Source organism: Pseudoflavonifractor sp. MSJ-30, from assembly GCF_018918045.1.
In the GTDB taxonomy this organism is placed as follows: domain Bacteria; phylum Bacillota; class Clostridia; order Oscillospirales; family Oscillospiraceae; genus Faecousia.
This window is the reverse complement of sequence record NZ_JAHLPU010000046.1, coordinates 1-26,623: the sequence shown is the minus strand read 5'-3', so window position 1 is coordinate 26,623 and position 26,623 is coordinate 1. Positions and strand designations below refer to the sequence as shown.

The 26,623-nt window shown below is 55.7% G+C and carries 26 protein-coding genes and 1 tRNA gene; 13 read left to right on the top strand and 14 right to left on the bottom strand.

The window, feature by feature from the left end:
* Positions 1 to 88: 88 nt before the first annotated feature.
* Genes KQI10_RS06790 through KQI10_RS06780 form a run of 3 tightly spaced genes read right to left on the bottom strand, consistent with a single transcriptional unit; the run spans position 89 to position 4,069 of the window.
* On the bottom strand, positions 89 to 1,138 hold the full coding sequence (locus KQI10_RS06790; RefSeq protein ID WP_216566651.1) for a rod shape-determining protein: 1,050 nt from the start codon (positions 1,136 to 1,138) through the stop codon (positions 89 to 91).
* Between the two features lie 31 nt (positions 1,139 to 1,169).
* A complete protein-coding gene (locus KQI10_RS06785) occupies positions 1,170 to 1,862 on the bottom strand; it encodes a ComF family protein (RefSeq protein WP_216566650.1) in 693 nt (230 codons plus the stop codon).
* On the bottom strand, positions 1,859 to 4,069 hold the full coding sequence (locus tag KQI10_RS06780; protein ID WP_216566649.1) for an ATP-dependent RecD-like DNA helicase: 2,211 nt from the start codon (positions 4,067 to 4,069) through the stop codon (positions 1,859 to 1,861). Before KQI10_RS06780 ends, KQI10_RS06785 begins: the two co-directional genes overlap by 4 nt.
* Positions 4,070 to 4,391: 322 nt before the next feature.
* On the opposite strand from KQI10_RS06780, the gene KQI10_RS06775 reads away from it, so the two are divergent.
* Genes KQI10_RS06775 through atpC form a run of 10 tightly spaced genes read left to right on the top strand, consistent with a single transcriptional unit; the run spans position 4,392 to position 11,778 of the window.
* On the top strand, positions 4,392 to 4,661 hold the full coding sequence (locus KQI10_RS06775) for an AtpZ/AtpI family protein (protein WP_216566648.1): 270 nt from the start codon (positions 4,392 to 4,394) through the stop codon (positions 4,659 to 4,661).
* 20 nt (positions 4,662 to 4,681) lie between these two features.
* Entirely contained in the window at positions 4,682 to 5,188 is a 507-nt protein-coding gene (locus KQI10_RS06770) for an ATP synthase subunit I (RefSeq protein ID WP_216566647.1), read from the top strand.
* Positions 5,189 to 5,232: 44 nt separating this feature from the next.
* A complete protein-coding gene (locus tag KQI10_RS06765; protein ID WP_253285190.1) occupies positions 5,233 to 6,117 on the top strand; it encodes a F0F1 ATP synthase subunit A in 885 nt (294 codons plus the stop codon).
* 55 nt (positions 6,118 to 6,172) lie between these two features.
* Entirely contained in the window at positions 6,173 to 6,454 is a 282-nt protein-coding gene (gene atpE, locus KQI10_RS06755; RefSeq protein WP_216566646.1) for an ATP synthase F0 subunit C, read from the top strand.
* Positions 6,455 to 6,503: 49 nt separating this feature from the next.
* A complete protein-coding gene (gene atpF / locus KQI10_RS06750) occupies positions 6,504 to 7,013 on the top strand; it encodes a F0F1 ATP synthase subunit B (RefSeq protein ID WP_216566645.1) in 510 nt (169 codons plus the stop codon).
* Positions 7,010 to 7,549 (top strand): ATP synthase F1 subunit delta, encoded by a 540-nt coding sequence (gene atpH, locus KQI10_RS06745; protein WP_216566644.1) that lies wholly within the window; start codon positions 7,010 to 7,012, stop codon positions 7,547 to 7,549. Before atpF ends, atpH begins: the two co-directional genes overlap by 4 nt.
* Positions 7,550 to 7,567: 18 nt before the next feature.
* On the top strand, positions 7,568 to 9,079 hold the full coding sequence (atpA, locus tag KQI10_RS06740; RefSeq protein ID WP_216566643.1) for a F0F1 ATP synthase subunit alpha: 1,512 nt from the start codon (positions 7,568 to 7,570) through the stop codon (positions 9,077 to 9,079).
* A 15-nt stretch (positions 9,080 to 9,094) separates the two neighbouring features.
* A complete protein-coding gene (atpG, locus tag KQI10_RS06735; RefSeq protein ID WP_216566642.1) occupies positions 9,095 to 9,943 on the top strand; it encodes an ATP synthase F1 subunit gamma in 849 nt (282 codons plus the stop codon).
* A 33-nt stretch (positions 9,944 to 9,976) separates the two neighbouring features.
* A complete protein-coding gene (gene atpD, locus KQI10_RS06730) occupies positions 9,977 to 11,377 on the top strand; it encodes a F0F1 ATP synthase subunit beta (RefSeq protein WP_216566641.1) in 1,401 nt (466 codons plus the stop codon).
* The gene (atpC, locus tag KQI10_RS06725) at positions 11,374 to 11,778 is read left to right on the top strand and encodes an ATP synthase F1 subunit epsilon (protein ID WP_216566640.1); all 405 of its coding nucleotides are present in this window, start codon (positions 11,374 to 11,376) and stop codon (positions 11,776 to 11,778) included. Before atpD ends, atpC begins: the two co-directional genes overlap by 4 nt.
* Before the next feature lie 52 nt (positions 11,779 to 11,830).
* Here the strand turns inward: atpC and KQI10_RS06720 are convergent, their stop codons facing one another.
* Positions 11,831 to 12,058: a helix-turn-helix domain-containing protein gene (locus KQI10_RS06720; RefSeq protein WP_216566639.1), complete on the bottom strand. Its 228-nt coding sequence runs from the start codon at positions 12,056 to 12,058 to the stop codon at positions 11,831 to 11,833.
* Between the two features lie 161 nt (positions 12,059 to 12,219).
* On the opposite strand from KQI10_RS06720, the gene KQI10_RS06715 reads away from it, so the two are divergent.
* The 3 genes from KQI10_RS06715 to KQI10_RS06705 all read left to right on the top strand — a co-directional run bounded on the left by KQI10_RS06715 (position 12,220) and on the right by KQI10_RS06705 (position 15,638).
* Positions 12,220 to 13,296, top strand: a complete 1,077-nt coding sequence (locus tag KQI10_RS06715) for a DUF4352 domain-containing protein (protein WP_216566638.1) — start codon at positions 12,220 to 12,222, stop codon at positions 13,294 to 13,296.
* A 143-nt stretch (positions 13,297 to 13,439) separates the two neighbouring features.
* Complete coding sequence (gene asnS, locus KQI10_RS06710) at positions 13,440 to 14,831, top strand: asparagine--tRNA ligase (RefSeq protein WP_216566637.1); 1,392 nt, start codon at positions 13,440 to 13,442, stop codon at positions 14,829 to 14,831.
* 174 nt (positions 14,832 to 15,005) lie between these two features.
* Positions 15,006 to 15,638, top strand: coding sequence for a GyrI-like domain-containing protein (locus tag KQI10_RS06705; protein ID WP_216566636.1), 633 nt, complete (start codon positions 15,006 to 15,008; stop codon positions 15,636 to 15,638).
* A 191-nt stretch (positions 15,639 to 15,829) separates the two neighbouring features.
* Here the strand turns inward: KQI10_RS06705 and KQI10_RS06700 are convergent, their stop codons facing one another.
* The 10 genes from KQI10_RS06700 to KQI10_RS06655 form a co-directional block, all read right to left on the bottom strand.
* Positions 15,830 to 17,269 (bottom strand): NCS2 family permease, encoded by a 1,440-nt coding sequence (locus KQI10_RS06700; protein WP_216566635.1) that lies wholly within the window; start codon positions 17,267 to 17,269, stop codon positions 15,830 to 15,832.
* A gap of 212 nt (positions 17,270 to 17,481) precedes the next feature.
* Entirely contained in the window at positions 17,482 to 18,711 is a 1,230-nt protein-coding gene (locus KQI10_RS06695; protein ID WP_216566634.1) for a M28 family metallopeptidase, read from the bottom strand.
* Positions 18,712 to 18,893: 182 nt separating this feature from the next.
* Positions 18,894 to 20,336, bottom strand: coding sequence for an aminoacyl-histidine dipeptidase (locus KQI10_RS06690; protein ID WP_216566633.1), 1,443 nt, complete (start codon positions 20,334 to 20,336; stop codon positions 18,894 to 18,896).
* Positions 20,337 to 20,458: 122 nt separating this feature from the next.
* Positions 20,459 to 20,695 (bottom strand): preprotein translocase subunit SecG, encoded by a 237-nt coding sequence (gene secG / locus KQI10_RS06685; RefSeq protein ID WP_216566632.1) that lies wholly within the window; start codon positions 20,693 to 20,695, stop codon positions 20,459 to 20,461.
* Between the two features lie 151 nt (positions 20,696 to 20,846).
* Positions 20,847 to 21,974 carry a peptide chain release factor 2 gene (gene prfB, locus KQI10_RS06680; RefSeq protein ID WP_216566631.1) on the bottom strand — a complete coding sequence of 376 codons (1,128 nt, stop codon included), beginning with the start codon at positions 21,972 to 21,974 and terminating at the stop codon, positions 20,847 to 20,849.
* A gap of 131 nt (positions 21,975 to 22,105) precedes the next feature.
* Complete coding sequence (locus tag KQI10_RS06675; protein WP_216566630.1) at positions 22,106 to 23,632, bottom strand: ASKHA domain-containing protein; 1,527 nt, start codon at positions 23,630 to 23,632, stop codon at positions 22,106 to 22,108.
* A gap of 19 nt (positions 23,633 to 23,651) precedes the next feature.
* Positions 23,652 to 25,013, bottom strand: a complete 1,362-nt coding sequence (locus KQI10_RS06670) for an MATE family efflux transporter (RefSeq protein ID WP_371818376.1) — start codon at positions 25,011 to 25,013, stop codon at positions 23,652 to 23,654.
* A gap of 99 nt (positions 25,014 to 25,112) precedes the next feature.
* Positions 25,113 to 25,203: transfer RNA gene (locus KQI10_RS06665), tRNA-Ser, on the bottom strand.
* A gap of 78 nt (positions 25,204 to 25,281) precedes the next feature.
* Positions 25,282 to 25,731 (bottom strand): GNAT family N-acetyltransferase, encoded by a 450-nt coding sequence (locus KQI10_RS06660; RefSeq protein ID WP_216566629.1) that lies wholly within the window; start codon positions 25,729 to 25,731, stop codon positions 25,282 to 25,284.
* An 11-nt stretch (positions 25,732 to 25,742) separates the two neighbouring features.
* Positions 25,743 to 26,459 (bottom strand): hypothetical protein, encoded by a 717-nt coding sequence (locus KQI10_RS06655; protein WP_216566628.1) that lies wholly within the window; start codon positions 26,457 to 26,459, stop codon positions 25,743 to 25,745.
* Positions 26,460 to 26,623 lie beyond the last annotated feature (164 nt).

The following is a 26,623-nucleotide window of genomic DNA, read 5'->3' as shown; positions in this document are numbered from 1 at the left end:
CAGTGACTCGGTCACTGGCTCGCAATGACATTTCATTTTTTGCTATTTTGACCCATTAAAGTGCCTAGTGAGACAGCCTCTTTTTGTATTACAGCCCGCTCCGCATGGCCCGTTTCCGGGCAATGTTGATGGGGCCTTCCTCCATGTTGTTGATCCACGCCAGGCTCTTGCCGCAGCCGTAGGCCGTGCAGGAATCCGGGTCGTCCGCCAGGATGCAGGGAATGCCGGTGCGCTCCATGAGCAGCTCGGTAAAGCCCCAGAGCTGGGCGGAGCCGCCGGTCAGGGTGATGCCGTTTTCCGCCACATCGCTGACCAGCTCCGGACTGGTCTGCTCCAGAACCTCCATGACCTCGTCGGCAATGGTTCTGGCGGGACGGCGCAGAACCTCATAGATTTCCTTGGAGCCGAGGGTCACCATCTTGGGCATACCGGTTTTGGAGTCCCGGCCCTTGACGTTCATGGTCAGCTCCTCGTTCCGGGGATAGACCTCGCCGATCTGGATCTTGATCTCCTCGGCAGTGACCTGGCCGATGATCATATTGTGCTGGCGGCGGACGTAGCGCATGATGGCCTCGTCAAAGGCATCTCCCGCGATCTTCAGAGAGGAGGACACGGAGACCCCGTTCATGCTCAGCACGGCGATATCCGTGGTGCCGCCGCCGAGATCCACCACCATATGGCCATTGGGGTCCTTCAGATTCAGTCCCGCGCCCAGGCCCGCGGCCAGAGGCTCCTCAATCAGGAACACTCTTCGGGCGCCTGCCTCAATGGCCGCGTTGATGACATTCCGCTCCTCAATCTCCGTCACGCCGCTGGGCACACTGATGACCACACGGGGCTTGGGGGTGAAGAGGGAGGCCGTGGTTGCGGTCTTGAACATCTCGCTGAGCATCTTCACGGTCATTTCGTGGTCGGAAATGATGCCGTCCTTCAGAGGCCGCATGGCGACCACGTTGCCGGGGGTACGGTTCAGCATATTCCGGGCGGCGGAACCGACCTGCAAAATCTTTCCGGTATTCCGGTCCACGGCCACCACCGAGGGTTCCCGGACCACCAGGCCCTTGCCGTCGGCATAAATCAGTACGTTGGATGTTCCCAGGTCCACGCCCAGGTCATTGTTGGAAAAAAAGCTCTTCATTGGAAAACCTCCATGCGCAAGCGCATTTCATTTATTTGTCACTGTGTCCCGGAGCCGCCGCCACAGCGGCGCAGGAGACGCTTTTTGCCCCCGCCGTCAGCAGGACCCGGGCGCATTCCTCGGCGGTTGCGCCGGTTGTAAACACGTCGTCAATGAGCAGAATCCGCTTTCCCGCGACACTCTGCTTTCCGGCGAAGCAGTAAGCCCCCAGAACGTTGGCCCTGCGCCCCTCCGTGGTCAATCTGGACTGCGCCGGGGTATGGCGCTGCTTTTTCAGCAGGCGCCGCACCGGAATGCCCAGCTCTTTGCCCACGGTCCGCGCCAGCAGCTGAGATTGGTCATAGCCCCGGCGGAGTCTGCGCAGGGCGCTGACCGGCGCCCAGGTGACCGCATCGAAGCCCGTCCCCTGCTCCCGCAGGACCTTCATGGCAACGCTTCTGCCCAGAGGAAGCGCATAGTCCACCCGATAGCGGAACTTCAGGCCCAGGATTCCATCCCGAACCTTCCCCTTATAGTACCAGACCGCAATGAAACTGTCAAGAAATTGCAGCCTGCTTTTTCCGTCCGGCTTGGTATTTGGGGGCAATTCCGGAAATTTCTCCATTGCTCCCCGGCACTTTCCGCAGATATCCGGCTCCCCATCCAGCAGCTTTCCGCAGAAAACGCACTTTTGAGGAAAGAGGATATCCAACACCCCGCCATAGATCAGCTCCCATATTCTCATTGGGCTTTCCCCTGCAGACGGAGCTTCAGCCCTGTATAGCGTTTGTTCTTTACAGCATTGGCGGTCATGGCGGCGATGGTCTCCTCCCGGCCCACAATAATCAGCAGCTCCCTGGCCCGGGTAATGGCCGTATAGAGCACGCTGCGGCTGAGAAGATAGGGCGACCCACCCCAGGCCGTCAGAATCACCGCCCGGTATTCGCTGCCCTGGCTCTTGTGGACCGTAATGGCAAAGGCAGGCTCCAGTTCTCCCAGCTGGGTGAAATCGTACTCCGCCTCCCTGTCATCATAGACGACCTTTACGGACTCCCTGTCCCGGTCGATCTCCCGGACGATGCCCACATCGCCGTTGAAGATGCCGGTGCCCGCGGCGCTGCCGTCGGTCTTCTTCCATACAATATCGTAGTTGTTTCTTACCTGCATGACCCGGTCCCCTTCCCGGAAGCAGGTATTGCCGTACTGGTGCTCCCGCTTGTCAGAAGACGCGGGGTTCAGGGCACCTTGCAGCATCTTATTCAGGGCCACCGTGCCAACGCCCCCCTTGCGGGTAGGGGAAAGCACCTGAATCTGCTCCGGGGGAATGCCCATGTTCCTGGGCAGCCGGGTGGTGCACAGATCCCGGATGAGATTCGTCAGCTCCTCTTCCGAATTGCGGCGCATGAAAAAGAAATCGCTTTTCACATTTTTCAGATCCGGCATCTCGCCCCGGTTGATCCGGTGGGCGTTCATGACGATCAGGCTCTGCTGGGCCTGACGGAAAATCTCCGTCAGCCGGACCGTAGGCAGCACACCGCTGCGCAGCATATCGCTGAAGGGACTGCCGGGGCCTACGGGAGGCAGCTGATCCGGGTCACCTACCAGAATCAGGCGCTTGCCTTTTGGAATTGCCTTCAGCAGACTGCACAGCAGCCGCACATCCACCATGGACATCTCGTCCACGATCACGGCGTCGGCCTTCAGGGGATTCTCCGCGTCCCGGGCAAAGTACATTTTCCCCGTATTCTGGTCGATCCCCGCTTCCAGAAGCCTGTGGATTGTGGAAGCCTCCTCCCCCGTCACCTCGCTCATGCGCTTGGCCGCCCTTCCCGTAGGGGCCGCCACCAGACAGCGCAGCTGCATTTTGCCAAACAGCTCCAGGATGCCCGTCAGAAGGGTTGTCTTGCCGGTGCCGGGGCCGCCGGTAATCAGCAGCAGTCCGGATGTGGCAGCCTCCCGGATGGCCTGGGTCTGCTCTTCGGAATAGGCAATGCCGCTTTCCCGGGAAATGTCCTCGATCATCCCGTCCAGATCATCCGGCTCCGGAAATGCTTTCTTTCCCAGCTCCAGCAGCCGGGCGGTACTGTAGACCTCCGCCTCATAGAGATCCGGCAGATAGTCCACGGTAATGTCCGCCAGGGTGCCGCGGACCATCCTGCCCCCCTCCAGAAGCCGCTCCATGCCGGACAGAATCGTCTCGGCATCCAGAGACAGCAGCTGTGCGGTGGAATCCACCAGCTTTTTTTCCGGCAGGAAGCTGTGCCCTACGGTCAGATTGTATTCCAGCTGGAAGAGAATGCCGGCCTCCACCCGCCGGGGATCGTCTCCGGACACGCCCAGCTCAATGGCAAACCGGTCCACCGCCGCGAAGGGGGCGTCCAGTCCCTCCTCCATCAATAAGTAAGGATCGTCATACAGAAGGTCAACGGTGCTCTCACCGAAGAGCTTATAGGCCCGCAGGGCCAGCTCTGCCGGGAGCTGGTGCTGGGCAAAGAACTCCATCAGCTGCCGCATGCCCACCCGGACCCGGAACTCCTCGCCGATGGCCTTGGCCCGGGCCTCGGAAATGCCGGAGACCTCCGCCAGACGCAGCGGCTCCCGCTCCATGATCTGCAATGTCCTGTCCCCGAATTTCGCAACGATCCGGGCGGCGGACACGGGGCCGATGCCCTTGATGACCCGCCCGGCCAGATAGGCCTGGATCTGAGCGGCAGTCTCCGGCATGAGCCGTTCCAGAAATTCCGCCTCGAACTGGCGGCCGTAGTTGGAGTGACTGCTCCACTTGCCCGTGACCATGAGCCGCTCCCCGACCACAGGCAGCGGGATGGTGCCTACCACCGTCACCGCCTGCTTTTCGCCCACATTCAGCCGAAGTACGGAGTAGCCGTTGTCGTAATTCTGATAGACCACCGCTTCAATGGTTCCCTGTATAATCTCCAATTCCTGCGTCAAAACTCTTCTCTCCCATTCCTGCCGTCCCGGCGAATAAACCCGGCCGGGAACGTGTAAAATGCTGTCAGGCTCTCTTTTCCGGCGCTGCGCAAAGGGTACGCGCCGGTTTTCGCGTATCCTCAAAAAGGACCCCGCCACTTTTCTTTCAGTTTACTATATTTTCGTAGAATTGAAAAGTGGTTCCGATAAAATTTTACATATCTCCGAAAATGTACCCCCTTTGGCCCTTGACATTTTTGACAAATTCTGAAATTTGCTGAATAATTTCTCTTGCAAGAATGGGCAACTTGCAGTACAATGACTTTATGTGAGGAGGCGAACCATGAAGCACTGGAATTTGCTCATCTGGATCCCCCAGTTCGGGATCTCCGTTGTGTTTCCTCTGATTCTGTTCATTATGCTGGCCGTCTGGCTCCAGGAACGCTGGGGCTGGGGCAGCTGGGTCATTGTGGCCGGGATTCTCTGCGGACTTGTAACGGCTGCCATCGGGTTTCGGGACACAGCACGGGCTATGCTGGAAGCCTCGGGGCAGAAAAAGGATCCCAAAGAAAAGCCCCGGGATCCCGGCGTCAGCTTCAACAGCCATGATTAGTGAAAAGGAGCGCATTATTTATGATCCTGCAGCCCGCTTCCCGAAAGGAAGTTTCCCGCATCGCCGTCGGCAGCGGCATCTGCGCCTGTATTCAGGTGCTCGTTTTCTGGCTTCTGAGCCTTCTCGGCATCGGCGCCTTCAGCTATCGAGTGGTTACCGGCACCGTCGGCGGCAGCCTGATGGCTGTTTTCTGTTTCGCGCTGATGTGCATCACCCTACAGCAGGCCGCCGCCAACGCGTCTGACGAAAAGCTGGTCAAGACCCGTGTCCGCAACGGTTACAATCTGAGAAAGCTCTTACAGGTTCTCTGGGTCGTAGCCGCTTTCGCAATCCCCGGCGTCAATGTGCTGGCCGCCATGATTCCCCTGTTCTTCCCCAATGTTGTCATCTACTACCTGCAAATGAGAGGCAAGCTCCTGCCCGCCGACGAGACGCCCTCCTCCCCCGGGGAGCCAACAGCGCCCGGGGCGGCAAAGGCCGTGGAGCCGGAAGATGACGACGATGATCTGGGCCCCTGTGAAGTGTAAATACGAAAGAACGAAAGATATATCAGATGAGGTGAGAATTTCCAATGGAAATGTCAATCAACGGCGCAAAGATCCTTGCCACCTTTGAAAACGTCCCGATCCTCGGAACCGTCCATGTGACCCAGACTCTGGTCGTCAGCTGGCTGGTGATGATCATCATCTCCGCCCTGTGCGTATGGCTGGGTTCCAACCTGAAGGTGACGAACATCTCCCGGAAGCAGGCCGCCGCGGAGAGCATCTACAAGGCTCTGGTCAACTTCGTCCACGATCGGATGGGCACGGAGTTCGACCGGTACATTCCTCTGGTGGGCACCATTTTTATCACCAGTCTTATTTCCAACCTGATCAGCCTGCTGGGCATCTGGAGTCCCACGGCGGACCTGATGACGGAGCTTGGCTGGGCTCTGGTGGTATTCGTGATTATCACCTACCATAAGGTCAAGGCTTCCGGCATCGGCGGCTACCTGAAGGGCTTCCTGGACCCCATTTTCGTTATGGCCCCCATCAACGTTATGGCAGAGCTGTTCACCCCTATCAGCATGGCCTGCCGTCACTTCGGCAACATTCTGTCCGGCACCGTGATCAGTGCCCTGGTCTACGGTTCCCTGACCGCTGCCAGCTATGCGCTCTTCGGCGCTCTGGGTTCCAGCCCCATTGCCGCGGTTGTCCTCGCCCTGATCGGCGCGGCCATGGTTTTCTTCGGTAAGAAGAAGGGCAATAAGAAACTGTTTATCTTCGGCATCGTCTTCGCCGTTCTCGGCGTTCTCGGTTTCCTCACCAGCTTCGGCGGCGTGTTCGCCAAGTTCCCCTGGCTGACGGTCGGTCTGCCTGCCATCACCAGCTTCTACTTCGATTGGTTCACGGGCTGCATCCAGGCATTCATCTTCTGCACCCTGACCACCATGTTCATCAAACAGGCTGCGGGCTAAGCCCGGAACAGCCATTTGAATAAAACCCCAAGAGTAAAAATAGGAGGCTAATTCTATGAACGATTACACTGTATTGGCAAAAGGCATCGCCCTGGCTGGCTGCGGCATTGGCGCGGGTCTGGCCCTGATCGCCGGTATCGGCCCTGGCATCGGCGAAGGCAACGCTGTTGCCCGTGCCTGTGAGGCCATCGGCCGTCAGCCCGAATGCAAGAGCGATGTGACCAGCACCCTGATCCTTGGCGTCGCTCTGGCAGAGACCACCGGTATTTACGGCTTCGTTACCGGCCTGCTGCTGATCTTCTTCGCGCCCGGCCAGTTCATGAAGTTCCTGGGCTGATCTTCCGGCGTAAGCTTCGTTATAATCTACACCGGAAGGAGGCAAATCAATGGAGACCATTTATCAGTCCTTAGTGGCAGTGGAGCCGCTTACCTTGATTGCCAACATCTGCAATCTGTTTATTCAGATGCTGATTATCAAAAAGTTTTTCCTGGATAAGATCATCGCCGTTCTGGACCAGCGCCGTCAGGCCGCTGACAAGGAGATCACCGACGCGGAGCAGGCTAAGCAGGAAGCCATGGACATCAAAAAGACCTATGAAGCCAATATGCTTCAGGCCAACGCCAAGGCCAATGAGATTCTGACCTCTGCCCAGAAGACCGCCGCCGAGCGCAGCGAAAAGATCATCGGCGAGGCCCAGCAGGCCGCCGCCCAGATCAAGAGCAAGGCCAGCGCCGATATTGCACAGGAAAAGAAGAAGGCCATCAACGACGCCAAGAACGAAATCTCCGGCCTGGCTCTGGCCATTGCCGGAAAGGTCGTGGAGAAGGAGCTGGCCCAGGAGGATCAGGCAGGTCTCATCGACCGCTTCATCGACGAATTGGGTGATCAGGTATGACCCAGGTCGGAAGCGTTTACGGAGAGGCTCTGTATGAGCTTGCCTGCGGCGAAAACCAGCAGGATGAGATTCTGGAGCAGCTGAAGGCTCTGAATGAGAGCTTTCGGGAGAATCCGGAGTTCATCAAGCTGCTTTGCAGCCATGCCATCTCCAAGCAGGAGCGCTGCAAGGTTCTGGACGACAGTTTCCGCGGGAAAATCAACCAGTATCTGCTGAATTTCCTGAAGATCCTGACGGAAAAGGGCTACATGCACCACTTCCCCCACTGCTGCGAGAGCTATGTAAGGCACTACAATGAAGACCACAATATTCTGAGTGTGAAAGCCGTCACCGCTGTACCTCTGACGGACAACCAGCGCGAGGCCCTCACCCAGAAGCTGACCCGGACCACCGGCAAGACCATTTTGCTGGAAAATCGGGTCGATCCCACCTGTCTTGGCGGTGTCCGCCTGGATTATGATGGGCAGCGGCTGGACGACACCATCTTCCACAGAATGGAAGCCGTCCGTGACCTGCTGAAAAACACCGTACTCTGACGAGAAAGCAGGGACTGTATGGAACTTAGACCCGAAGAAATAACCAAAATCATTCGTAGTCAGATCAAGAACTACGAAAACAAGATCGAGGTCAGTGAAACCGGTGTCGTTATCCTGGTCGGTGACGGCATCGCCAAGGCCTCCGGTCTTGACAAGTGCATGGCGGGCGAGCTGGTGGAATTCCCCGACGGCTCCTACGGCATGGCACAGAATCTGGAAGAAGAGACCGTCTCTATTGTTATCCTAGGTTCCGACCAGGGCATCAAGGAAGGCGACATTGTCAAGCGTACCGGCAAGGTCGTGTCCGTGCCTGTGGGCAAGAACCTGATTGGCCGCGTCGTCAACGCCCTGGGCGAGCCCATCGACGGCAAGGGCGCCATTGAAGCCGAGGCATTCAAGGCCATCGAGGCCCCCGCCCCCGGCATCATCGAGAGAAAGCATGTTTCCGTGCCTCTGCAGACGGGCATCAAGGCCATCGACTCCATGATTCCCATCGGACGGGGCCAGCGTGAGCTGATTATCGGCGACCGGCAGACCGGCAAGACCACCATCGCTACCGACACCATTCTGAACCAGAAGGGCAAGGATGTCATCTGCATTTACGTAGCCATCGGTCAGAAGCGTTCCACGGTTGCCCAGGTGGTGGACAACCTGACCCTGGGCGGCGCCATGGACTACACCATTGTTGTCTCCGCCACTGCCTCCGAGCTGGCGCCTATGCAGTATATCGCCCCCTACTCCGGCTGCACCATGGGCGAATACTTCATGCACCAGGGCAAGGACGTTCTGGTCATCTATGACGACCTGAGTAAGCACGCCGTAGCCTACCGTGCCATTTCTCTGCTGATCCGCCGCCCGCCCGGACGGGAAGCCTACCCCGGCGACGTATTCTACCTCCACTCCCGTCTTCTGGAGCGTGCGGCCCAGCTGTCCCCCGAATTGGGCGGCGGCAGCCTGACTGCCCTTCCCATCATCGAGACCCAGGCCGGCGACGTCTCCGCCTATATCCCCACCAACGTCATTTCCATTACCGACGGCCAGATTTTCCTGGAGACCGAGCTGTTCAACTCCGGCATTATGCCCGCCGTAAACCCCGGCATCTCCGTGTCCCGTGTCGGCGGCGACGCCCAGATCAAGGCCATGAAGAAGGTTGCCGGTTCTCTGAAACTGCTGTATTCCCAGTACCGGGAACTGCAGAGCTTTGCCCAGTTCGGCTCCGATCTGGACGCCGATACCAAGCAGCGTCTGGCATTGGGCGAGCGTATCGTGGCTGTGCTGAAGCAGAAGAACAACTCCCCCAAGGAGGTTGCCCAGCAGGTCTGCATTATCTACGCCGTTACCAAGGGTTACCTGACGAACATCCCCGTAGAGCAGATCCCCGAGTTTGAAAAGCGGCTGGAAGAGCATATGGAAAACCGGCACAGCGATGTACTGGAGGCCATCCGCTCCACCGGCAAGCTGGAGCCCGAAACCGAAGAGGCGCTGAAGTCGGCGCTGGAAGAGCTGGTCGCGCAGTTCAACCCGGCATAAAAGGAGGGAAACAGCATGGCTGGTGTTTCCACCAAGGAGATCAAAAACCGCATCCGCAGCATGGAGAGTACCAAGCAGATCACCAAAGCCATGGAAATGGTCGCTGCCTCCAAGCTCCGGCACTGCCAGGCCCAGGTTCAGAACTCCCGGCCCTATTTTGAGATCCTCCACGCCACCATTGAGGACATCATCCGCACCAATCGGGACTTCTCCTCCCCTTTCTTTGCGGACCGTGCCGAGGGTAAGACCGTGTTCATCGTCATCGGCGGTGACCGTGGCCTTGCCGGAGGCTACAACAGCAATGTGCTCAAGCTGGTGCAGTCCAAAATCGACGCGTGCCCCAATGCCCTGGTACTTCCCATCGGCAAACGGGCCCTTGACTACTGTGTAAGCCACAAGATTCCTGTGCTGACTGGAACCTATGCCGAGGCGGCCGGTGTTTCCATCGGCGACTGCTTTTCCATTGCCAAGCAGCTGAGCAAAGGTTTTCTGGCAGGTGAATACAACGGCGTTCAAATTGCTTACACCAATTTTGTTTCTATGCTTTCCCAGACCCCGGATACCATGCAGCTGCTGCCGCTGACCTGCGACGAGGAGCTGCGCAAAAACGGCGCCGAGAGCGGCATCCTCTATGAGCCCTCCGGCGAGGAAGTGTTCGCCTCCGTCGTTCCCGAGTATCTGGGCGGCATTCTCTACGGTACCCTCTGCGAAAGCCGGGCCTCCGAGCAGGCTGCACGGCGCAGCGCGATGGACTCCGCTACCCAGAATGCCGAAGATATGATTGCGGATCTGAGCCTTAAGTTCAACCGTGCCCGTCAGGCCTCCATTACTCAGGAGATCACCGAAATCGTGGCCGGCTCTTAAGCCGCGTACCCTAAACATGAGGAGTTGAATTCCATGGCCAAAAACAAAGGAACTGTGGTCCAGATTATGGGCCCTGTTCTGGATATCCGCTTCGGGGAGGATCAGCTGCCGAGCCTGCTGAACGCCATCGAAGTTCCAAACGGAGACAAGACGATCATTGCGGAGGTCGCCCAGCACATCGGTGACAATGTGGTCCGCTGCATCGCCATGTCCTCCACCGACGGCCTGCAGCGCGGCACGGAAGTCACCGATACCGGTGCGCCTATTTCCGTGCCCGTAGGCGAAGAGTGCCTGGGCCGTGTCTTTAATCTGCTGGGTCAGCCCATCGACAACAAGCCCGAAGTTGCCACCCAGGAGCGCTGGCCCATCCACCGTCCCGCCCCCTCTTACGAGGAGCAGCAGCCCGCTACCGAGATTCTGGAAACCGGCATCAAGGTCATTGACCTGATCTGCCCCTATGCCAAGGGCGGTAAGATCGGTCTGTTCGGCGGCGCGGGCGTTGGCAAGACCGTTCTGATTCAGGAGCTGATTTACAACATCGCCACCGCCCACAACGGCTACTCCGTATTTACCGGCGTCGGCGAACGTACCCGCGAGGGCAACGACCTGTACAACGAAATGACCGAATCCGGTGTTATCTCCAAGACCGCCATGGTCTTCGGTCAGATGAACGAACCCCCCGGAGCCCGTATGCGTGTGGGCCTTTCCGGCCTGACCATGGCAGAGTACTTCCGTGATGTAAAGCATCAGGACGTGCTGCTGTTCATTGACAACATCTTCCGGTTCACCCAGGCAGGTTCCGAGGTTTCCGCTCTGCTGGGCCGTATGCCCTCCGCCGTTGGCTACCAGCCCACCCTGGCAACGGAAATGGGCGCTCTGCAGGAGCGCATCACCTCCACCAAGGACGGTTCCATCACCTCCGTCCAGGCCGTTTATGTGCCTGCTGACGACCTGACGGACCCCGCCCCTGCCACCACCTTCGCCCACCTGGACGCCACAACGGTTCTGGACCGCGGCATCGCCAGCCTGGGCATCTACCCCGCCGTTGATCCCCTGGACTCGACCTCCCGGATTCTGTCCCCGGAAATCGTGGGCAGGGAGCATTACGAGACTGCCCGTGCCGTGCAGAGCATTCTGCAGCGCTACAAGGAGCTGCAGGACATCATCGCCATCATGGGTATGGACGAGCTGTCCGATGAGGATAAGCTGACCGTTAACCGGGCCAGAAAGGTCCAGCGGTTCCTGAGCCAGCCCTTCCACGTTGCCGAGCAGTTCACCGGTTACAAGGGCAAGTATGTGCCTCTGAAGGAGACCATCCGGTCCTTCAAGGAGATCATCGAGGGCAAGCACGACGATATTCCCGAGTCCTACTTCCTGTTCGCCGGTTCCATCGACGAGGTCGTGGAAAAATATCGGGGCGGTGAGAAGGCATGAGCACCTTCCCCCTGAAAATCGTCACTCCCGACGGCCTGATCTATGACGGCGACGCCGAGCGGCTGATTGTCCGCTCCACCACCGGAGATCTGGCCATTATGGCCCGTCACATCAATTTTGTGACCCCTCTGGGCATGGGCAAAGCCACAGTTATTGCAAACGGAGAGCGCCGGGAAGCGGCCTGTATCGGCGGCATGCTCAGCGTTGTAGACGGTTCCGTCACTCTGGTGCCCACCACCTTTGAGTGGTCGGATAAGATCGATGTAGACCGTGCGGAGGCCTCTCAGCAGCGTGCTGAGAACATTCTGCACAACCAGAACTCCACGGATACCGACATCCGCCTGGCGGAAGCCAGACTCCACAGAGCTCTGGTCCGCAAGAGCGTGGCTGGCCGTAAATGAAAAATTGAGAGCACCGATTTATTTCGGTGCTCTCTTTTTCTCTCACAGCAAATCATTCTCTAAAGTCAAACAATTGTTTCGGTGTAATTTCCAACACTTCGCACAATTTAAAAATCACGTCAAATGAAACACCTACGCGGCCAAGTTCAATGGCGCTGATGTGACTTCGGTCGATGTCAACCAGTTCGGCCAACTGCATCTGTGTCAAACGTTTTCTTTTTCGATAGTATACCACATTCAGGCCAAATTTCTCATATAGCCCCTGGTATTCGGGTTTCATATGGATTCACCTCAACCATATTTTATTGTGATTTTTGTGAATCATAAACCTTGTGTAAGTCATATTATGTGATTGACACAAGTCATTTCTGTACTATAATGGTATAGGACGGATTGCGCTAATCGGCGCAGAGTTCAAAAACAAAAAACGAGGTGCTCTATATGGCGCGGAAAACAACGTTAATGACATGCCCAACCTGTGGGCAGCAGATTTCCTCAAATGTTAAAAAATGTCCCCACTGCGGCGAGAAATTTAAGAAACCGATTTATAAGCGCGTATGGTTCTGGATACTGATCATTTTAATCATTTTTATCGCTATAGGAAGCGGAGCAGGCAAATCAGCAAAAAATGAACCGGCTAATTCTGTCAGTGAAACTTCGGAAACAAAATCTATTTCAACAAAACCTGCTGAAACAACCGTACCTGTAAAGGATATATACTCTGTTGGTGACACTGTTACTGTTGGAAATCTCGAACTAACATACGTTTCTTCCGGTGAATATCACGAGGAAAACCAGTTTTTACAGCCAGCTGACGGAATGATGTACATCTTTCTTAAGTTTGCTTATCAAAACGTTTCCTCTTCCTCGGATGCTTCCATATCAGGGTTCAGCTTCAAATGTTATGCCGATGGCTATGCGTGCGATACCTATTATGGCAATGATGATAACCTTTCCGCTACGCTGTCTGCCGGACGTTCCGGTTCCGGTCTTGTCTGCTTTACAGTTCCCAAAGATGCAGCAGAAATTGAAGTCGAATATGACGCGGCTCTTCTTTCCAATAAGAAGATTAAATTCTCCTATGAGGGTGAAAAAGATTCCGGATACACGTTGGAAACCAATGCTGTTGCCAGTCAGGACGCAATTTCGGTAGGTTCTTCCACTGAATCCTCTGCATTGAAAATTAACTATTTGAATTGCTTCAATGACGTTTCCAACAACTCGTTTATCACTCCAAAAGAAGGATATCATTATGTAACTTGCGAGTTTGAATTTGAAAACAAATCCAACTCCGACTGCACCATTTCCGCCTACAGTTTCGATTGTTTTGCTGACGGTGTAAGCTGTGATGCAACATTCTTCCGAGATGATAATTTGAATGCAACGCTTTCCTCTGGACGAAAGGCAAAAGGGACTGTTACATTTGAGGTTCCAAATGATGCCGTAATTGTGGAAGTTGAATACTTGACGAATTTCTGGACCTCCAACCGTGTAATTTTTGATGCCTCTGTAAAATAATCGCATTTATAATGTAATGAAAACTGGGTATTATTAACAAATACCCAGTTTTTTTCTCATTTTAACATATAGGCTCTTGTAAATTTTGCCGATTTGGCGTATACTTAGGGTATATTTTCAGCAAGAGAGAGGGTTTTATTCCTATGGATCTGATTTCTGTCAGAGAGCTGTTCAAGAACACAAGCGCCTATGCGGGCAAGGAAGTTACTGTCGGCGGCTGGGTACGTTCCGTCCGGGCCAGCAAGCAGTTTGGCTTTATCGTGCTGAATGACGGCACTTTCTTTACCCCCGTTCAGGTGGTCTATCACGACACCATGGCGAATTTCAATGAGATTTCCAAGGTCAACGTGGGTGCGGCTCTGATCGTCAAGGGTGAGGTGCTGCTGACCCCCGATGCCCAGCAGCCCTTCGAAATTCAGGCTGCCGAGGTCACCGTGGAGGGCCCCTCCACCAGCGACTACCCCATGCAGAAGAAGCGCCACACCGTGGAATTCCTGCGGACCATGCCCCACCTGCGGCCCCGTACCAATATGTTCCAGGCCGTGTTTCGTGTACGGTCCCTGGCTGCCTACGCCATCCATAAGTTCTTCCAGGAGCGGGACTTTGTATATGTCCATACGCCCCTGATCACCGGCTCCGACTGCGAGGGCGCCGGCGAAATGTTCCAGGTCACCACTCTGGATCTGAACAATGTACCCAAGACCGAGGACGGCAAGGTGGATTTCAGCCAGGACTTCTTCGGCAAGCCCACCAACCTGACCGTTTCCGGCCAGCTCAACGGCGAGACCTTCGCCATGGCCTTCAAGAACATCTATACCTTCGGCCCCACCTTCCGGGCGGAGAACTCCAACACCACCCGGCACGCCGCCGAGTTCTGGATGATCGAGCCGGAAATCGTCTTTGCCGACCTTGAGGACAACATGGAGCTGGCCGAGGCCATGATCAAGTACATCATCTCCTATGTGCTGGAGCACGCTCCCGAGGAGATGAACTTCTTCAATTCCTTCGTGGACAAGGGCCTGCTGGACCGCCTGAACCACGTCATGACCTCCGAGTTCGGCCGCATCACCTATACCGATGCCGTGAAGATTCTGGAAGAGCACAACGACCAGTTTGAGTACCCCGTCCACTGGGGCAGCGATCTGCAGACCGAGCACGAGCGTTACCTGACCGAGCAGGTCTTCAAGCGCCCCGTGTTCGTCACGGACTATCCCAAGGATATCAAGGCCTTCTATATGAAGCTGAACCCCGACGGCAAGACCGTGGCCGCCATGGACTGCCTGGTGCCCGGCATCGGCGAGATCATCGGCGGCAGCCAGCGTGAGGACAACTACGATGTTCTGAAGGCCCGTATTGAAGAACTGGGCATGCGGGAAGAGGACTATGACTTCTATATGGATCTGCGGAAGTACGGCTCCGCCCGCCACGCCGGCTTCGGCTTGGGCTTTGAGCGCTGCGTCATGTACCTGACCGGTGTCAGCAACATCCGCGACGCCATCCCCTTCCCCAGAACCGTTGGCAACTGCGAGCTGTAAAGCAACCGGCATGAAATTCATAGGGGCGGCTATGACAGCCGCCCCCTTTCGTATATGTCTGCCGCCTGCCCATGGATACGTGGCAGCTAAGCACCCTTGCCGGTCACTTGCTATCGGATTTCATGTGTGTTATACTGAATATCAGTTCAACAAATCGGAATTTTGGAGGTTATTATGGCTTTTGATTTTAAAAAAGAGTGTAAAGAATTCTATATGCCGAAGAACAAACCAGAAATTGTAAATGTACCTAAGGCAAATTATATTGCAGTTAGAGGAAAAGGCAATCCAAATGAAGAAGGCGGAGCATATCAACAAGCAATCAGTGTTCTATATGCTGTTGCATACACATTAAAAATGAGTTACAAGACTGATTATAGAATTGAAGGATTTTTTGAATATGTTGTTCCGCCATTGGAAGGTTTTTGGTGGCAGGATGATGTCGAGAGTGTAGATTATACAAATAAGTCTGCTTTCAGCTGGATTTCTGTTATCCGTTTGCCTGATTTCATTTCTAAAGCTGATTTTGACTGGGCGGTAGAAACAGCAACGAAAAAGAAGAAACTTGATTGTTCGTCAGCAGAGTATCTTACGATTGATGAGGGATTATGCGTTCAAATTATGCATATAGGTTCTTTTGATAATGAGCCAGCAACTGTTGCTCTTATGGATACTTATTTAGAACAAAATGGATATGTTAATGATATTAACAAAGATAGGCTGCACCACGAGATTTATATGTCTGATGCAAGAAAGGTTGCCCCAGAGAAATGGAAAACTGTAATTAGACATCCAATTAAGAAAGCGTAAACTTCCAGTTTATCGGTTTGTTTTCCTTCTCCTTCGGTTCCCTGATAAACCTTGTCTCAAGGTTTTGTTAATAGCGTACTACAGGCTTTTTGAGACCTTCCGCTTCCTTTCTGTAATGTCTCACCGCAAAACAATGCAAACCACGCAAAGCAGCCGCCCCGGAATCCGGGACGGCTGTCCGTGTTTTGCGGTTACACTGCCAGGAAGAACTTTACCAGGAACAGCAGGCTGATGGCGTAGGTCAGGACAGAGACTTCCTTAGCCTTGCCGCCGAAGACCTTGATGATGGTGTAGGAGATCAGGCCGATGCCGATGGCGTGGCCGATGGAGCCGGAGATGGGCATGCCGATGAGCATCAGGGACACGGGAACCATCTGATCCATATCCTCGAAGTTCACGTTCTTCAGGCCCATGAGCATCAGAACGCCCACATAAATCAGCGCGGAAGAAGTAGCCGCGGCGGGAATGATGGCGGCGATGGGCGCCAGGAAGATGCAGGCCAGGAACAGCACGCCGGTCGTGGCGGCGGTCAGGCCGGTGCGGCCGCCGGCTTCCACGCCGGAAGCGGACTCCACGAAGGTGGTGACGGTGGAGGTGCCGGTGCAGGCGCCCACTACGGTGCCGATGGCGTCGGACAGAAGGGCTTCCTTCATGTTGGGCATATTGCCGTTCTCGTCCACCATGCCGGCCCGGGAGGCGGTGCCCACCAGAGTGCCGATGGTATCGAACATATCAATAATGCAGAAGGTGATGATCAGAGTAACGGCGGTGAACCAGCCGATTTCCACGAAGCCCGCAAAATTGAAGTGGAACAGCGTGGTCTTTGCCATATCCGCAAAGGGCGGCAGGAAGGAAGCGGTGGCCAGAGAGGCGAAGGGATTTTCGTGCAGGAACACGGCTTCGCCCACCCAGTAGATCACGGAGGCGATCAGCATACCGTACAGCACGGAGCCCTTGACGTTCTTCTTGGACATGGCCACGATGGCGAAGAGGCCCGCGAACATGGTCACAACGGTCAGGATCATGGTGGCGTAGCCGGTGTCGCCCATATTGGCCCGCAGGACACCGGGAGTCAGGGCGCCGAAGAAATCACGCATGACATAGAAGGGGGTGGTGAAGCCATTGCCCTCGGCATAGATGCCCACGTTGGAGCCCAGGCCGATGTTCATCAGCATCAGACCGATGGCGGGAGAGATGCCCAGCCGGACGCCCAGAGGAATGGCGTCCACGATCTTTTCCCGGACGTTCAGTACGGACAGGAAGATGAAGATGATGCCCTCGATCAGGATGATGACCAGGGCAGCCTGGAAGGAGGCAACGTAGGTCATACCGGTCATGGCAACGATGTTGCCCACAACCACAGCGAAGAAGCTGTTCAGGCCCATGCCGGGAGCCAGGGCGAAGGGTTTGTTGGCCAGGAAGGCCATGGCGAACATGCCGATGGCGGAAGCGATGCAGGTTGCCAGGAACACACCGTTCCACAGATCCTGGCCCTCCGCGCCGAAGCCCGTCAGCAGGTTGGGGTTCAGCGCGATGATGTAGGCCATAGTCATGAAGGTGGTCAGACCGGCAATCAGCTCGGTCTTCACGCTCGTCTTGTTCTCAGACAGATGGAAGAGCTTTTCAAACATTCTGGGTGACCTCTTTCTTACTTTTTTTCTTTTGCCAGAAATGTTATTTTACCATAATTACCGTCTAAAAAACATAGGCAATTTCTCCAAAAAACCATAGCTTTTTTTCAGAAAATTCACGGATTCGTCACAAGTCGCATCTGTAAAAACAGACAACAGGCCACGGCCGGGACAGACGTCCGGCCGTGGCCTCAGGAATATATGCTGAACAGTTACTTCTTCTCCGGACGCTTCCGGCAGAGGTACTCATCCAGCTTCTTGACCATGTTCTCGGGCATCTCCCGGGCCACGGGGCAGCGCTTGGCGTTGGCCATGCGGTCGGCGAAGGCAATCAGGAAGTCGATATCCGCCGCCATCTGCTCGCCGCTCATAAGCGCCTGGGTATCATAGCTGTTGTGAATGGTGGCCGTATTGTTGGGGGCGATCCGGGCAAAGGATACGGCGGGAATGCCCTTATCCGCAAATGGAGTGGAGTCGCTGGAATACACGTCCTGCCCGCCCTCCATGCCGAAGCCCAGCTCGGAGGCCATATAGGAGATGTAATGGCAGAGCTTCTCCTCGCCGGTGACGCAGTAGATGAATTTGCCCATGATGCAGCCGATCATATCCAGATTGATATTCAGCACGATGTTCTTCAGGGTGTCCTCATGGGCGGCGCAGTAGGCCTTGGAGCCAAGCAGGCCCCGCTCTTCGCTGCCGCACCAGACAAAGCGCAGGCCGCGGCGGTGGGGATGGGAAGCGAAGAACTCCGCCAGACCCAGCAGGCCCACAGAGCCGGACATATTGTCATAAGCGCCCTGAGAAAGGGACGTGGAGTCATAATGGGCGGTGAAGACGACATAGTCCTCCCCTTCTCCCGGCAGATCCAGGATCACGTTGTGGGACTGGCCCGTATACTCGTTCTGCTTCAGGGTGATTCTGGCGGTCTTGCCGCCGTCCCGGATGATGGCAATGGCGTCCTTGGCGTTGATGTTCACGCCGGGAATCTTCACGCCCTTGGAAACGAAACTCCGCAGCTCCCGCTGGTCGATATCCCGGTCCGCATAGTTGGCATTGCCGTCATAAGTCACAAAGCCCAGGGCACCGTTGGCCAGAATATCCTGATAGCGCCAGTAGCCCAGGTAGCCATCCATCATAACGATTTTGCCCTTGCACTGGCTCAGAGAATAGTCGTCGGTGTTGCGCAAATAGTATAGGGGTGCTTCTACCTCGGAAGAGCCCGCGTTCTTGTAGCCCTTGCAGGGGATGGTCTTTCCATCGACTGTGAATTCCGCCTCCAGAATATCCGCCATGTCCACATCAAAGGCTTCCAGCGTTCCCTTCAGCCCCCAGTTTTCCAGTCTGGACAGCAGATATTCCGCCGTTTTCAACTCCTCCGGGCTGCCGCCGGTCCGCACATAGGCGGTGTCGGCAAAAACCTGCATAATGCTTTTTGCGTCCATACTCGCACCTCCAAAAAAGATACCCCTATAGTAGCGCAATTTGCCGAAATTTGCAAGGGGAATTCAAAAGAAAGGGGGCCGTCTCAGAATGACAAACTACCCCAAACAGAACAATGTCATTGCGCACCGGTCCGCGGACTGGTGCGCAATGACATTTCATTTTTCAGACAGTTTCCGAGGAATCAAAGCGCCTTCAGCACTTCCAGCAGGAACTCCCAGGTGCGCCTTGTGGAGGCGATTTCCAGCTTTTCCCGGCTGGTGTGGATGTCGTGCATCTGGGGACCGATGGAAACGCAGTCCAGGCCCGGCAGCTTGTCGCCCAGCAGGCCGCACTCCAGACCCGCGTGAATGGCCAGCACCTGAGGCTCCTTGCCAAACATCCGGGTATAAATGGGCACCATCACATCCCGCAGATGGGAGTCCTTCCTGAACTCCCAGGCAGGATAGGTGCCGGACTGGGTATAGGCGCCGTTGTAGAATTCCGCCAGCTCACGCAGCTTGGTAATCAGACCTTCCTTTTCGGAATTGACGGAACTGCGGACGGAGAAGGTAGCCGTAAACCGGTCGCCCAGCTTGGCGATGCCCAGATTCAGACTGGTCTGCACCAGCTCCGGCATATCCGGGCAGTAGGCCTGAACGCCGTTGGGCGCGGCACAGAGCAGGGAGATCACGTCGGCGGTGGCCGCGGTGGTCAGGGCGTTGCCGCCGAGAGCATCCACATCAAAGGCCTGCACCAGAGCTTCCGGTTCATCGTAGGTCTCCCGGACCTCCTGCTGCAGCTGAGCGGCAATGCCGTTGATGCGGTCAATGCCGATGCCCATGGCGACCACGGTAGCCTGACAGGAACGGGGAATGGCGTTGTCCTTGCTGCCGCCGGAGAAGGAGGTCAGGCACAGGGGCATCATCTTCTGGATGCGGCCCAGGAAGTCGCCCATGACCTTGTTGGCGTTGGCCCGATTCTTGTGAATCTCCGCGCCGGAGTGACCTCCCCGGAGGTTCTCCACGGTCAGACGGACGCAGGGGCCGTAGACGGCCTTCCGCTCGGCGTTCAGGGAAATGGTACAGGTCGCGCCGCCGGCACAGGAGACGGTAAAAATGCCCTCGTCCTCGCTGTCCAGATTCACCATGACGCGGCCCTTCAGGTCGCTCAGGTCCATGGCGGCAGCGCCCAGCATGCCGATTTCCTCGTCTACGGTGATGATCACTTCCAGCGGCGGATGGGCAATGGTATTGTCCGTCAGAATGGCTAGGGCATACGCCACAGCAATGCCGTCGTCGCCGCCCAGGGTGGTTCCTCTGGCGAAGACAAACCGATCGTCATGGGTCACATCCAGCCCGTCCACGGCCATATCCAGAGTGCAGGAAGCATCCTTTTCGCAGACCATATCCATGTGCCCCTGCAAAATGACGGGAGCATGGTCCTCCAATCCGCAGGTGCCCGGGGCGAAAATCACCACATTGTTGCTCTTGTCCTGACGGTAAGTCAGATTATGGGCCTTGGCGAAGGCAACCAGATAGTCGCTGATGGCCTTGGTATTGCGGCTGCCATGGGGAATGGCACAGATCTCTTCAAAATAATGGAACACGGACTGAGGCTCCAGTCCCTCCAGCTTTCTTTCAGACATGGTTACACGCTCCTTTAATGTTTTTCCTTATACTACCACGGCCGAGTGAAAAAGTCACTGCGCAAAAACAACAAAGACCATGGAAAAAGCTCCATGGTCTTATGTTCATTTATCCCGTGCAATTACACCAGGCTCAGAGCCAGCGTCAGCAGGATCCAGGCGACGGCGATCCACTTGGTGGAGGACGCGAGGACCTGGTCCAAGCCGCCCTTCTTGTTCTTGCTCAGGTAAGAGTCGGAAGAACCGGAGATGGCGCCGGACAGGCCAGCCTCCTTGCCGGACTGCAGCAGAACCACCACAATCAGGGCAACGCTGGCAATGGCTTCCAGAACCACCAGAATCGTCTCCAAAACATTCATCGTGACAAACCTCCCTCCGCTGATTCGCGGAATGCGAACGGTATATGGCCTGTACCATGGGCAGACCTCAAATAGCTTATCAAGTATAGCACAGAAGCACGCAAAATGCAAGCCTTATTCCGTGCGTTTTCGGAAAAATCCCAACAGGGGCTTACTTTTGCACCCAGTTACCCGTTGCCAGGCAGTTCAGATAACTCTCGATGAAGGGATCCAGCGCGCCGTCCATAACGGCGTTGACGTTGGAAGTCTCGCAGCCTGTGCGGGTGTCCTTTACCAGCGTATAGGGCATGAACACATAGTTGCGGATCTGGCTGCCCCACTCGATCTTCTGCTGGACGCCCTTGATGTCGGAAATCTTGTCCAAGTGCTCCCGCTCCTTGATCTCCACCAGCTTGGAGCGCAGCATCTTCAGACAGGTCTCCTTATTCTGGAACTGGCTCCGCTCGGTCTGGCAGGACACCACAATGCCCGTAGCCTTGTGGATCAGGCGGACGGCAGAGGATGTCTTGTTGATATGCTGGCCGCCCGCGCCGGAGGAACGGTAGACCTGCATTTCGTAGTCCTCAGGCCGGATCTCAATATCCTGACTGTCGTCCTCGATTTCGGGAATGACCTCAATGGCGGAGAAGGAGGTCTGACGGCGGGCGTTGGCGTCGAAGGGAGACACCCGGACCAACCGGTGTACGCCGTTCTCCCCTTTCAGGAAGCCGTAGGCATTCTCGCCCTCGATCATGATGTCGGCGGATTTCAGGCCAGCTTCGTCCCCTTCCAGATAGTCCAGGATCTTGTAGGTAAAGCCATGGCGTTCGGCCCAGCGGGTATACATCCGGTAGAGCATCTGGCACCAGTCCTGGGCCTCGGTGCCGCCGGCACCGGCGTGGAAGCTCATAAGGGCGTTGTTCTTGTCATAGTGGCCGGTAAGCAGAGTCTCCAGGCGGCAGGTTTCCATCTGCTCCTCCAGAACTTCAAAGCTCTGCTTCAGCTCATCCAGCATGGAGTCGTCGTCTTCCTCGGCGGCCATCTCGCAGATGGTCATCATATCGTCCCAGGAAGCGACCATTTTCTCATAGCGCTCGATTTTGGCCTCGGTCTGCTTGACCTTGATGGCCACCTTCTGGCTCTTCTCGGGATCGTCCCAGAATCCGGGGGCCTCCTGCATGGCGTGGAGCCGCTCCAGCTCGTTGCGCATGCCGGCCATATTCAGAGACTCCGCCAGGCCGTCCAGCGCGGGGCGGCAGTCGTTCAGTTTCTGCTTATAGGTGTCAAACTCAATATTCATATTGTCACTCCTGCGTCACATCTGTTTCAAACTCATAGCTTTTTGCATTATACAGAGAAAGAGAAGTTTTGTAAAGAGGAAAATGAAAAATCGCTTCAAAATCCAGCTCATTTCGTATCCAACCGAGGTTTTCACGGATGGCTCTTCCGTTTGACGCTGGGATAGAGACGGGCGTCCGTATGGGGGATAAAGTTGGCTGCCACCATATTCCGCGGAAATGTTTCCATCTCCGAAAAATGGAGATAGATGCCGTTCTTCCGGAACCAGTCCAGCCGTTTCAGGCAGGATGTATCCAGCAGGAGCTTTTTCGCCCCCTGCAGCGAGGTATTGCCCAGAGGCACCAGCTTTTCCCGTTCCACATCCGGATACAGTCCCACGGTGATGGCGGATTCCAGATCGATATGGGTGCCGAAACCTCCGGCGAGATAGAATTTTCCAACATCCGACAGGCTCAGACCGCAGTAGTCCAGTAAGGTTGCCACCATGGTAAAGCCCGCCGCCTTACAGCGGACGAACTCCTGGATATCCCGCTGGGTGAAATAGAGCTTTTCATCCCCATTCCGGCCGTAGACCACGGCGGGCAGGCTCTCCTGCGCGTTCTCATCCCAGACCCGGGTGACATATTGGGGCCTGTCCATATTTACGGTGCCGTCGCCGTTGATGATGCCGTACCGGTAACACTCCGCCACCAGGTCAAAAATACCCGTGCCGCAAATGCCCTTGGGCTTGCCGCCGCCGATCACGTCCAGCCGGAAGACGCCGTCCTCCCCCATTTTCAGATGGCGGATGGCCCCTTCCTCTGCCCGCATGCCCCAGCGGCTGCCGAAGCCCTCCAGCGCCGGACCCGCGGCCCCCGCGCCCATCAGGAGATACTCCTTACAGCCGAGACACAGCTCGCCGTTGGTGCCGATGTCCAGAAAAACCGATGGCTTCTCCCCGGTGTCCAGGTCCGTCAGCAGCAGCCCCGCCGTAATATCGCCGCCCAGGTAATTGGCCAACGCCGGGAAGCAGAACACGTTGCAGCAGAGCCCAAGGCCCAAATCTTTTCCATGCTGAATGCCCGGGTCGAAGAACACCGGGGCATAGGGGTTCTGAAATACCAGCCATGGGTCGCACCCCAGGAAAAAGTGGATCATGGTGGTATTTCCCCCAACGATCAGAGCGGAAATCTCCGCCGGGTCCGCCAGAGCTTCCGTTGCTTCCCCGATCAGGCGGTTGATATCACCCACAACCAGCTGCCGCAGCGTCTCCAGATTCTCCCGTTTTTCCTTCACCGCCAGAATGCGGTCCAGAATATTCAGACCAAAGGCCGTCTGGCTGTTCACGCAGCCCACATTCCGCAGGACCCGGCCGGTGACCATATCCACCAGTTCCATTTCCAGGGTGGTGCTTCCGATATCCAGAGCCAGACCCAGGAGCTTTTTCGTGGTATCCCCCGGCTCCACCCGGAGCACCTCCAGCCCCTGAGGGCCCGGAGACAGGGTAACCGTCACGGTATAGTCCGCCTCCGCCGTCATGGGGTACAGGGAGCGCATGGCTTCCAGACTCATGGATACATCCAGAGGTTTCAGCGCGTCCAGGATCCGCTCCCGGTTCGGCCGGAAGTCCTCCCGGGTAGGCTCCGGCAATTTCAGAAAACGTTTGTAAGAAAAGGTCATACAGTCTCCTTTTCGGCAGTCAGGTTCTGTACCGGTACAGGAGTTTTTTCCGGCGAAGCAGGAAATAAGCCGCCTCGATCAGACAGCAGGATACCCAGCCCACGGGATAGCCAATGCCCACAGTCAGGGGGGTGTTGGCGATATAGCGGGTCATAAAGTACAGATAGGTCTGCCGCAGAGCCACAAAGGTCAGCAGCATAATGAGCATGGGCCCTTTGGAATCCCCCATGCCCCGCAGCGCGCCTGCCACCACATGGTTGACACAGTTGAAAAGCAGGAAGCATACATTGGCCCGGATAAACAGAACGCCGTAACGGATAACCTCCGGATCCTGGGAGAAAAGCCGCACAGAGGGGCTTGCGAAAACCTGCAGTGCAATGACAATAACTCCGGTGATCAGCAGCGTCAGCCCGGTGGTGATATAGGTGCCCTTCTCAGCCCGCTCCGGCTGCGCGGCGCCCATGTTCTGGCTGACAAAGGTGGTTGACGCCATGGCCATGCTCTGCATGGGCAGCATGACGAACTGATCCAACTTGTTATAACAGCTCCACCCCGCCATGCAGCTGGAGCCAAAGGCGTTGATATAGGACTGGACAAACACATTGGAGAATGCAGTGATCACGGACTGGATGCCCGCGGGCAGACCAACCGTAAAAATATGCTTCATGATTCTGCCGTCAATAGCAAGATCGTTCCAGGTCAGCCGATACACATCCCGGGAGGCCGTCAGCAGCAGCAGAATAAGCCCCGCGGAAACAAACTGGGAGATGATCGTGGCAAAGGCCACGCCCTCGATGCCCATTTTGAACACCAGAACGAACACCAGATCCAGAATGATATTCAGCACGCTGGTCAGAATCAGGAAATACAGAGGCCGGGTAGTGTCGCCCACGGAGCGGAGAATGGCAGAGCCCATGTTGTAGATCAGCAGTCCGGAGAAGCCCGCGAAATAGATCCGCAGATACACCGTCGCGTCCGAAAAAACGTCGTCCGGCGTGGACATGAAGCGGAGCATGGGCTTCACGCCAAGACACCCTATGGCCGTAAACAGCACGCACATGATAAATGTGGCCATTATGGTAGTCTCTACCGCACGATGGAGCTTTTCCTCGTTTTTCGCGCCGAAATGGATGCCGATGACCACGCTGGCGCCAATGGAAAAGCCATTGAAAAAGAAAACCAGCATATTGACGATCATGGTCGTGGAGCCCACCGCCGCCAGCGCCTCGGTGCTGACGAACTGGCCCACCACTATGGAGTCCACCGTGTTGTAAAGCATCTGGAACACATTGCCCAGCATCAGCGGCAGGGCGAACAGAAGCACCTGCTTTGCAATGTTTCCGCTTGTCATATCTCTTGTTGTTGTCTTTCTTGTTGCCACGCTGTTCCCTCTTTCTCAAAAACAAAAAAGCAAAGGACAACAGATAACAGAGAAATAGAACCTTCTAAATCTCCATTCTCTATTATCCTTTGCACACCTTGGCGGAGAGTCAGGGATTTGAACCCTGGCGACGCTTCCACGCCCTACGAGATTTCGAGTCACGCCTCTTCGACCACTTGAGTAACTCTCCACTTACCAAACGTAAACAGTATATCAGCTTCCTGTAAAAAAATCAAGTGGCAGTTCGAAAGGCAGAACAGCTTTGCGATCAGAGGTCGATCCAGATACCCTCGTCCCGAATTTCGGCATTCGGCAGGCTGCGATAAAACCGCTGCGCCTCTTCATTCGCCGCGATCAAGCCGATCAGCGTGTCCGCCCCCTGGGCCTTTAATTCCGCCCGCAGGCTCTGCATCAGCGCCCGGGCAACGCCCCTGTGGCGATAGCTTTTGATGACGCAGATCCAGTCCAGGTAGGCTTTCGCGGAGCCGTCAAAATGGCTGCAAATTTTGGTAGAGTCAATTCGCCCTACCACCCTGCCGTCCATATAGGCCAGCAGCGAAAGCGAATTGGCGAAAGCGGGATCTTCAAAGCTTGCCGCCACATCGGCAATGTACTTTTCATCGATCTCCCAGCCCCAGAAGTCCTCTTCTTTGCGTAAATCACGCTCAAATTGCAGCACATCCGGGATCCTGTCAGCTGTGTATTTTCTGATCTCCATTCGTCTTCTCCTCAGTCCTTTGGCGTGCCGATCCTGCTTTCCATCCTGGCCTCTAAAACCGGGTCGCAGGTGAACAATCCAATGTATTCTTCAAAGGCCCGGTTCAGTTCTTCCGGGGTCTTATTCAGCACCTCCGTCATCGCGCCGGACATATTCTGCTGCTTGTAAATTTGTTTATAGGCTGCGATTCCGTAACGTTCGATCAGCCATGCGGTGAACGCACCCATGATGGGGTAGGTAATGCTGCAATCAATGGAGAAAAAGTTTTCCTTATCCAGCAGCTTGTCGATTCTGATATACCGCCCGGTTTTCCGGTAGAAAATCGTCCAGTCCAAATTGGAGATCCCCCACCACCTGTGGTCAAAGTACATGGCCAGGCCTTCACAGACAGCGGGGCAATCCAGGCAATTCAAAATATCACTGATAATATGAGCATCCTCGTGAAAGCCGATGCATTGGATATCTTCATTGTAAACCGCGTAGATCTGATTCGGATAGGCCGCAAAACCGTTGCAGGGATCGTCATCCCCATACAGGTGTCCTACCTGCTCCGGGGAATTGCAGAGAAGATACTCGATCTTAAACGGCGGCGTCAGGTCCAATACCGCGCAGATGTGCCGGAAGCAGGCTTCCTGATACGCGGCGATCTGTGCAATATCCTGTTCTGCCTTTGTACCCGCGTCATAGTGAAATATGTAGTGCTCGCTTTCATAGGTCTTGTCCAACATAGGATACCTCCTTTTTCCATTTCGCGCATCGTATAGCCCTGAAACTACACTTTTCTCATTTGGACGATAACCCGTCCGCGTTTGGACTGGGTCCCTCCGGGGGCTTCTTTCTTGTCCCGCCAAGAAAGAAGGAAAGAATGCGGCTTAAGGAGGCGCTGACCGCT

Coding starts and splice junctions, on each gene's coding strand:
- atpD (WP_216566641.1), top strand. CDS start 9,977: ATGGCCAAAAACAAAGGAACTGTGGTCCAGATTATGGGCCCTGTTCTG.
- KQI10_RS06700 (WP_216566635.1), bottom strand. CDS start 17,269: ATGTTTGAAAAGCTCTTCCATCTGTCTGAGAACAAGACGAGCGTGAAG.
- atpA (WP_216566643.1), top strand. CDS start 7,568: ATGGAACTTAGACCCGAAGAAATAACCAAAATCATTCGTAGTCAGATC.
- KQI10_RS06785 (WP_216566650.1), bottom strand. CDS start 1,862: ATGAGAATATGGGAGCTGATCTATGGCGGGGTGTTGGATATCCTCTTT.
- KQI10_RS06660 (WP_216566629.1), bottom strand. CDS start 25,731: ATGGAGATCAGAAAATACACAGCTGACAGGATCCCGGATGTGCTGCAA.
- atpG (WP_216566642.1), top strand. CDS start 9,095: ATGGCTGGTGTTTCCACCAAGGAGATCAAAAACCGCATCCGCAGCATG.
- atpF (WP_216566645.1), top strand. CDS start 6,504: ATGGAGACCATTTATCAGTCCTTAGTGGCAGTGGAGCCGCTTACCTTG.
- KQI10_RS06775 (WP_216566648.1), top strand. CDS start 4,392: ATGAAGCACTGGAATTTGCTCATCTGGATCCCCCAGTTCGGGATCTCC.
- KQI10_RS06695 (WP_216566634.1), bottom strand. CDS start 18,711: ATGGACGCAAAAAGCATTATGCAGGTTTTTGCCGACACCGCCTATGTG.
- KQI10_RS06675 (WP_216566630.1), bottom strand. CDS start 23,632: ATGACCTTTTCTTACAAACGTTTTCTGAAATTGCCGGAGCCTACCCGG.
- KQI10_RS06705 (WP_216566636.1), top strand. CDS start 15,006: ATGGCTTTTGATTTTAAAAAAGAGTGTAAAGAATTCTATATGCCGAAG.
- asnS (WP_216566637.1), top strand. CDS start 13,440: ATGGATCTGATTTCTGTCAGAGAGCTGTTCAAGAACACAAGCGCCTAT.
- KQI10_RS06770 (WP_216566647.1), top strand. CDS start 4,682: ATGATCCTGCAGCCCGCTTCCCGAAAGGAAGTTTCCCGCATCGCCGTC.
- secG (WP_216566632.1), bottom strand. CDS start 20,695: ATGAATGTTTTGGAGACGATTCTGGTGGTTCTGGAAGCCATTGCCAGC.
- atpC (WP_216566640.1), top strand. CDS start 11,374: ATGAGCACCTTCCCCCTGAAAATCGTCACTCCCGACGGCCTGATCTAT.
- KQI10_RS06765 (WP_253285190.1), top strand. CDS start 5,233: ATGGAAATGTCAATCAACGGCGCAAAGATCCTTGCCACCTTTGAAAAC.
- KQI10_RS06715 (WP_216566638.1), top strand. CDS start 12,220: ATGGCGCGGAAAACAACGTTAATGACATGCCCAACCTGTGGGCAGCAG.
- KQI10_RS06720 (WP_216566639.1), bottom strand. CDS start 12,058: ATGAAACCCGAATACCAGGGGCTATATGAGAAATTTGGCCTGAATGTG.
- KQI10_RS06790 (WP_216566651.1), bottom strand. CDS start 1,138: ATGAAGAGCTTTTTTTCCAACAATGACCTGGGCGTGGACCTGGGAACA.
- atpE (WP_216566646.1), top strand. CDS start 6,173: ATGAACGATTACACTGTATTGGCAAAAGGCATCGCCCTGGCTGGCTGC.
- KQI10_RS06655 (WP_216566628.1), bottom strand. CDS start 26,459: ATGTTGGACAAGACCTATGAAAGCGAGCACTACATATTTCACTATGAC.
- prfB (WP_216566631.1), bottom strand. CDS start 21,974: ATGAATATTGAGTTTGACACCTATAAGCAGAAACTGAACGACTGCCGC.
- KQI10_RS06690 (WP_216566633.1), bottom strand. CDS start 20,336: ATGTCTGAAAGAAAGCTGGAGGGACTGGAGCCTCAGTCCGTGTTCCAT.
- atpH (WP_216566644.1), top strand. CDS start 7,010: ATGACCCAGGTCGGAAGCGTTTACGGAGAGGCTCTGTATGAGCTTGCC.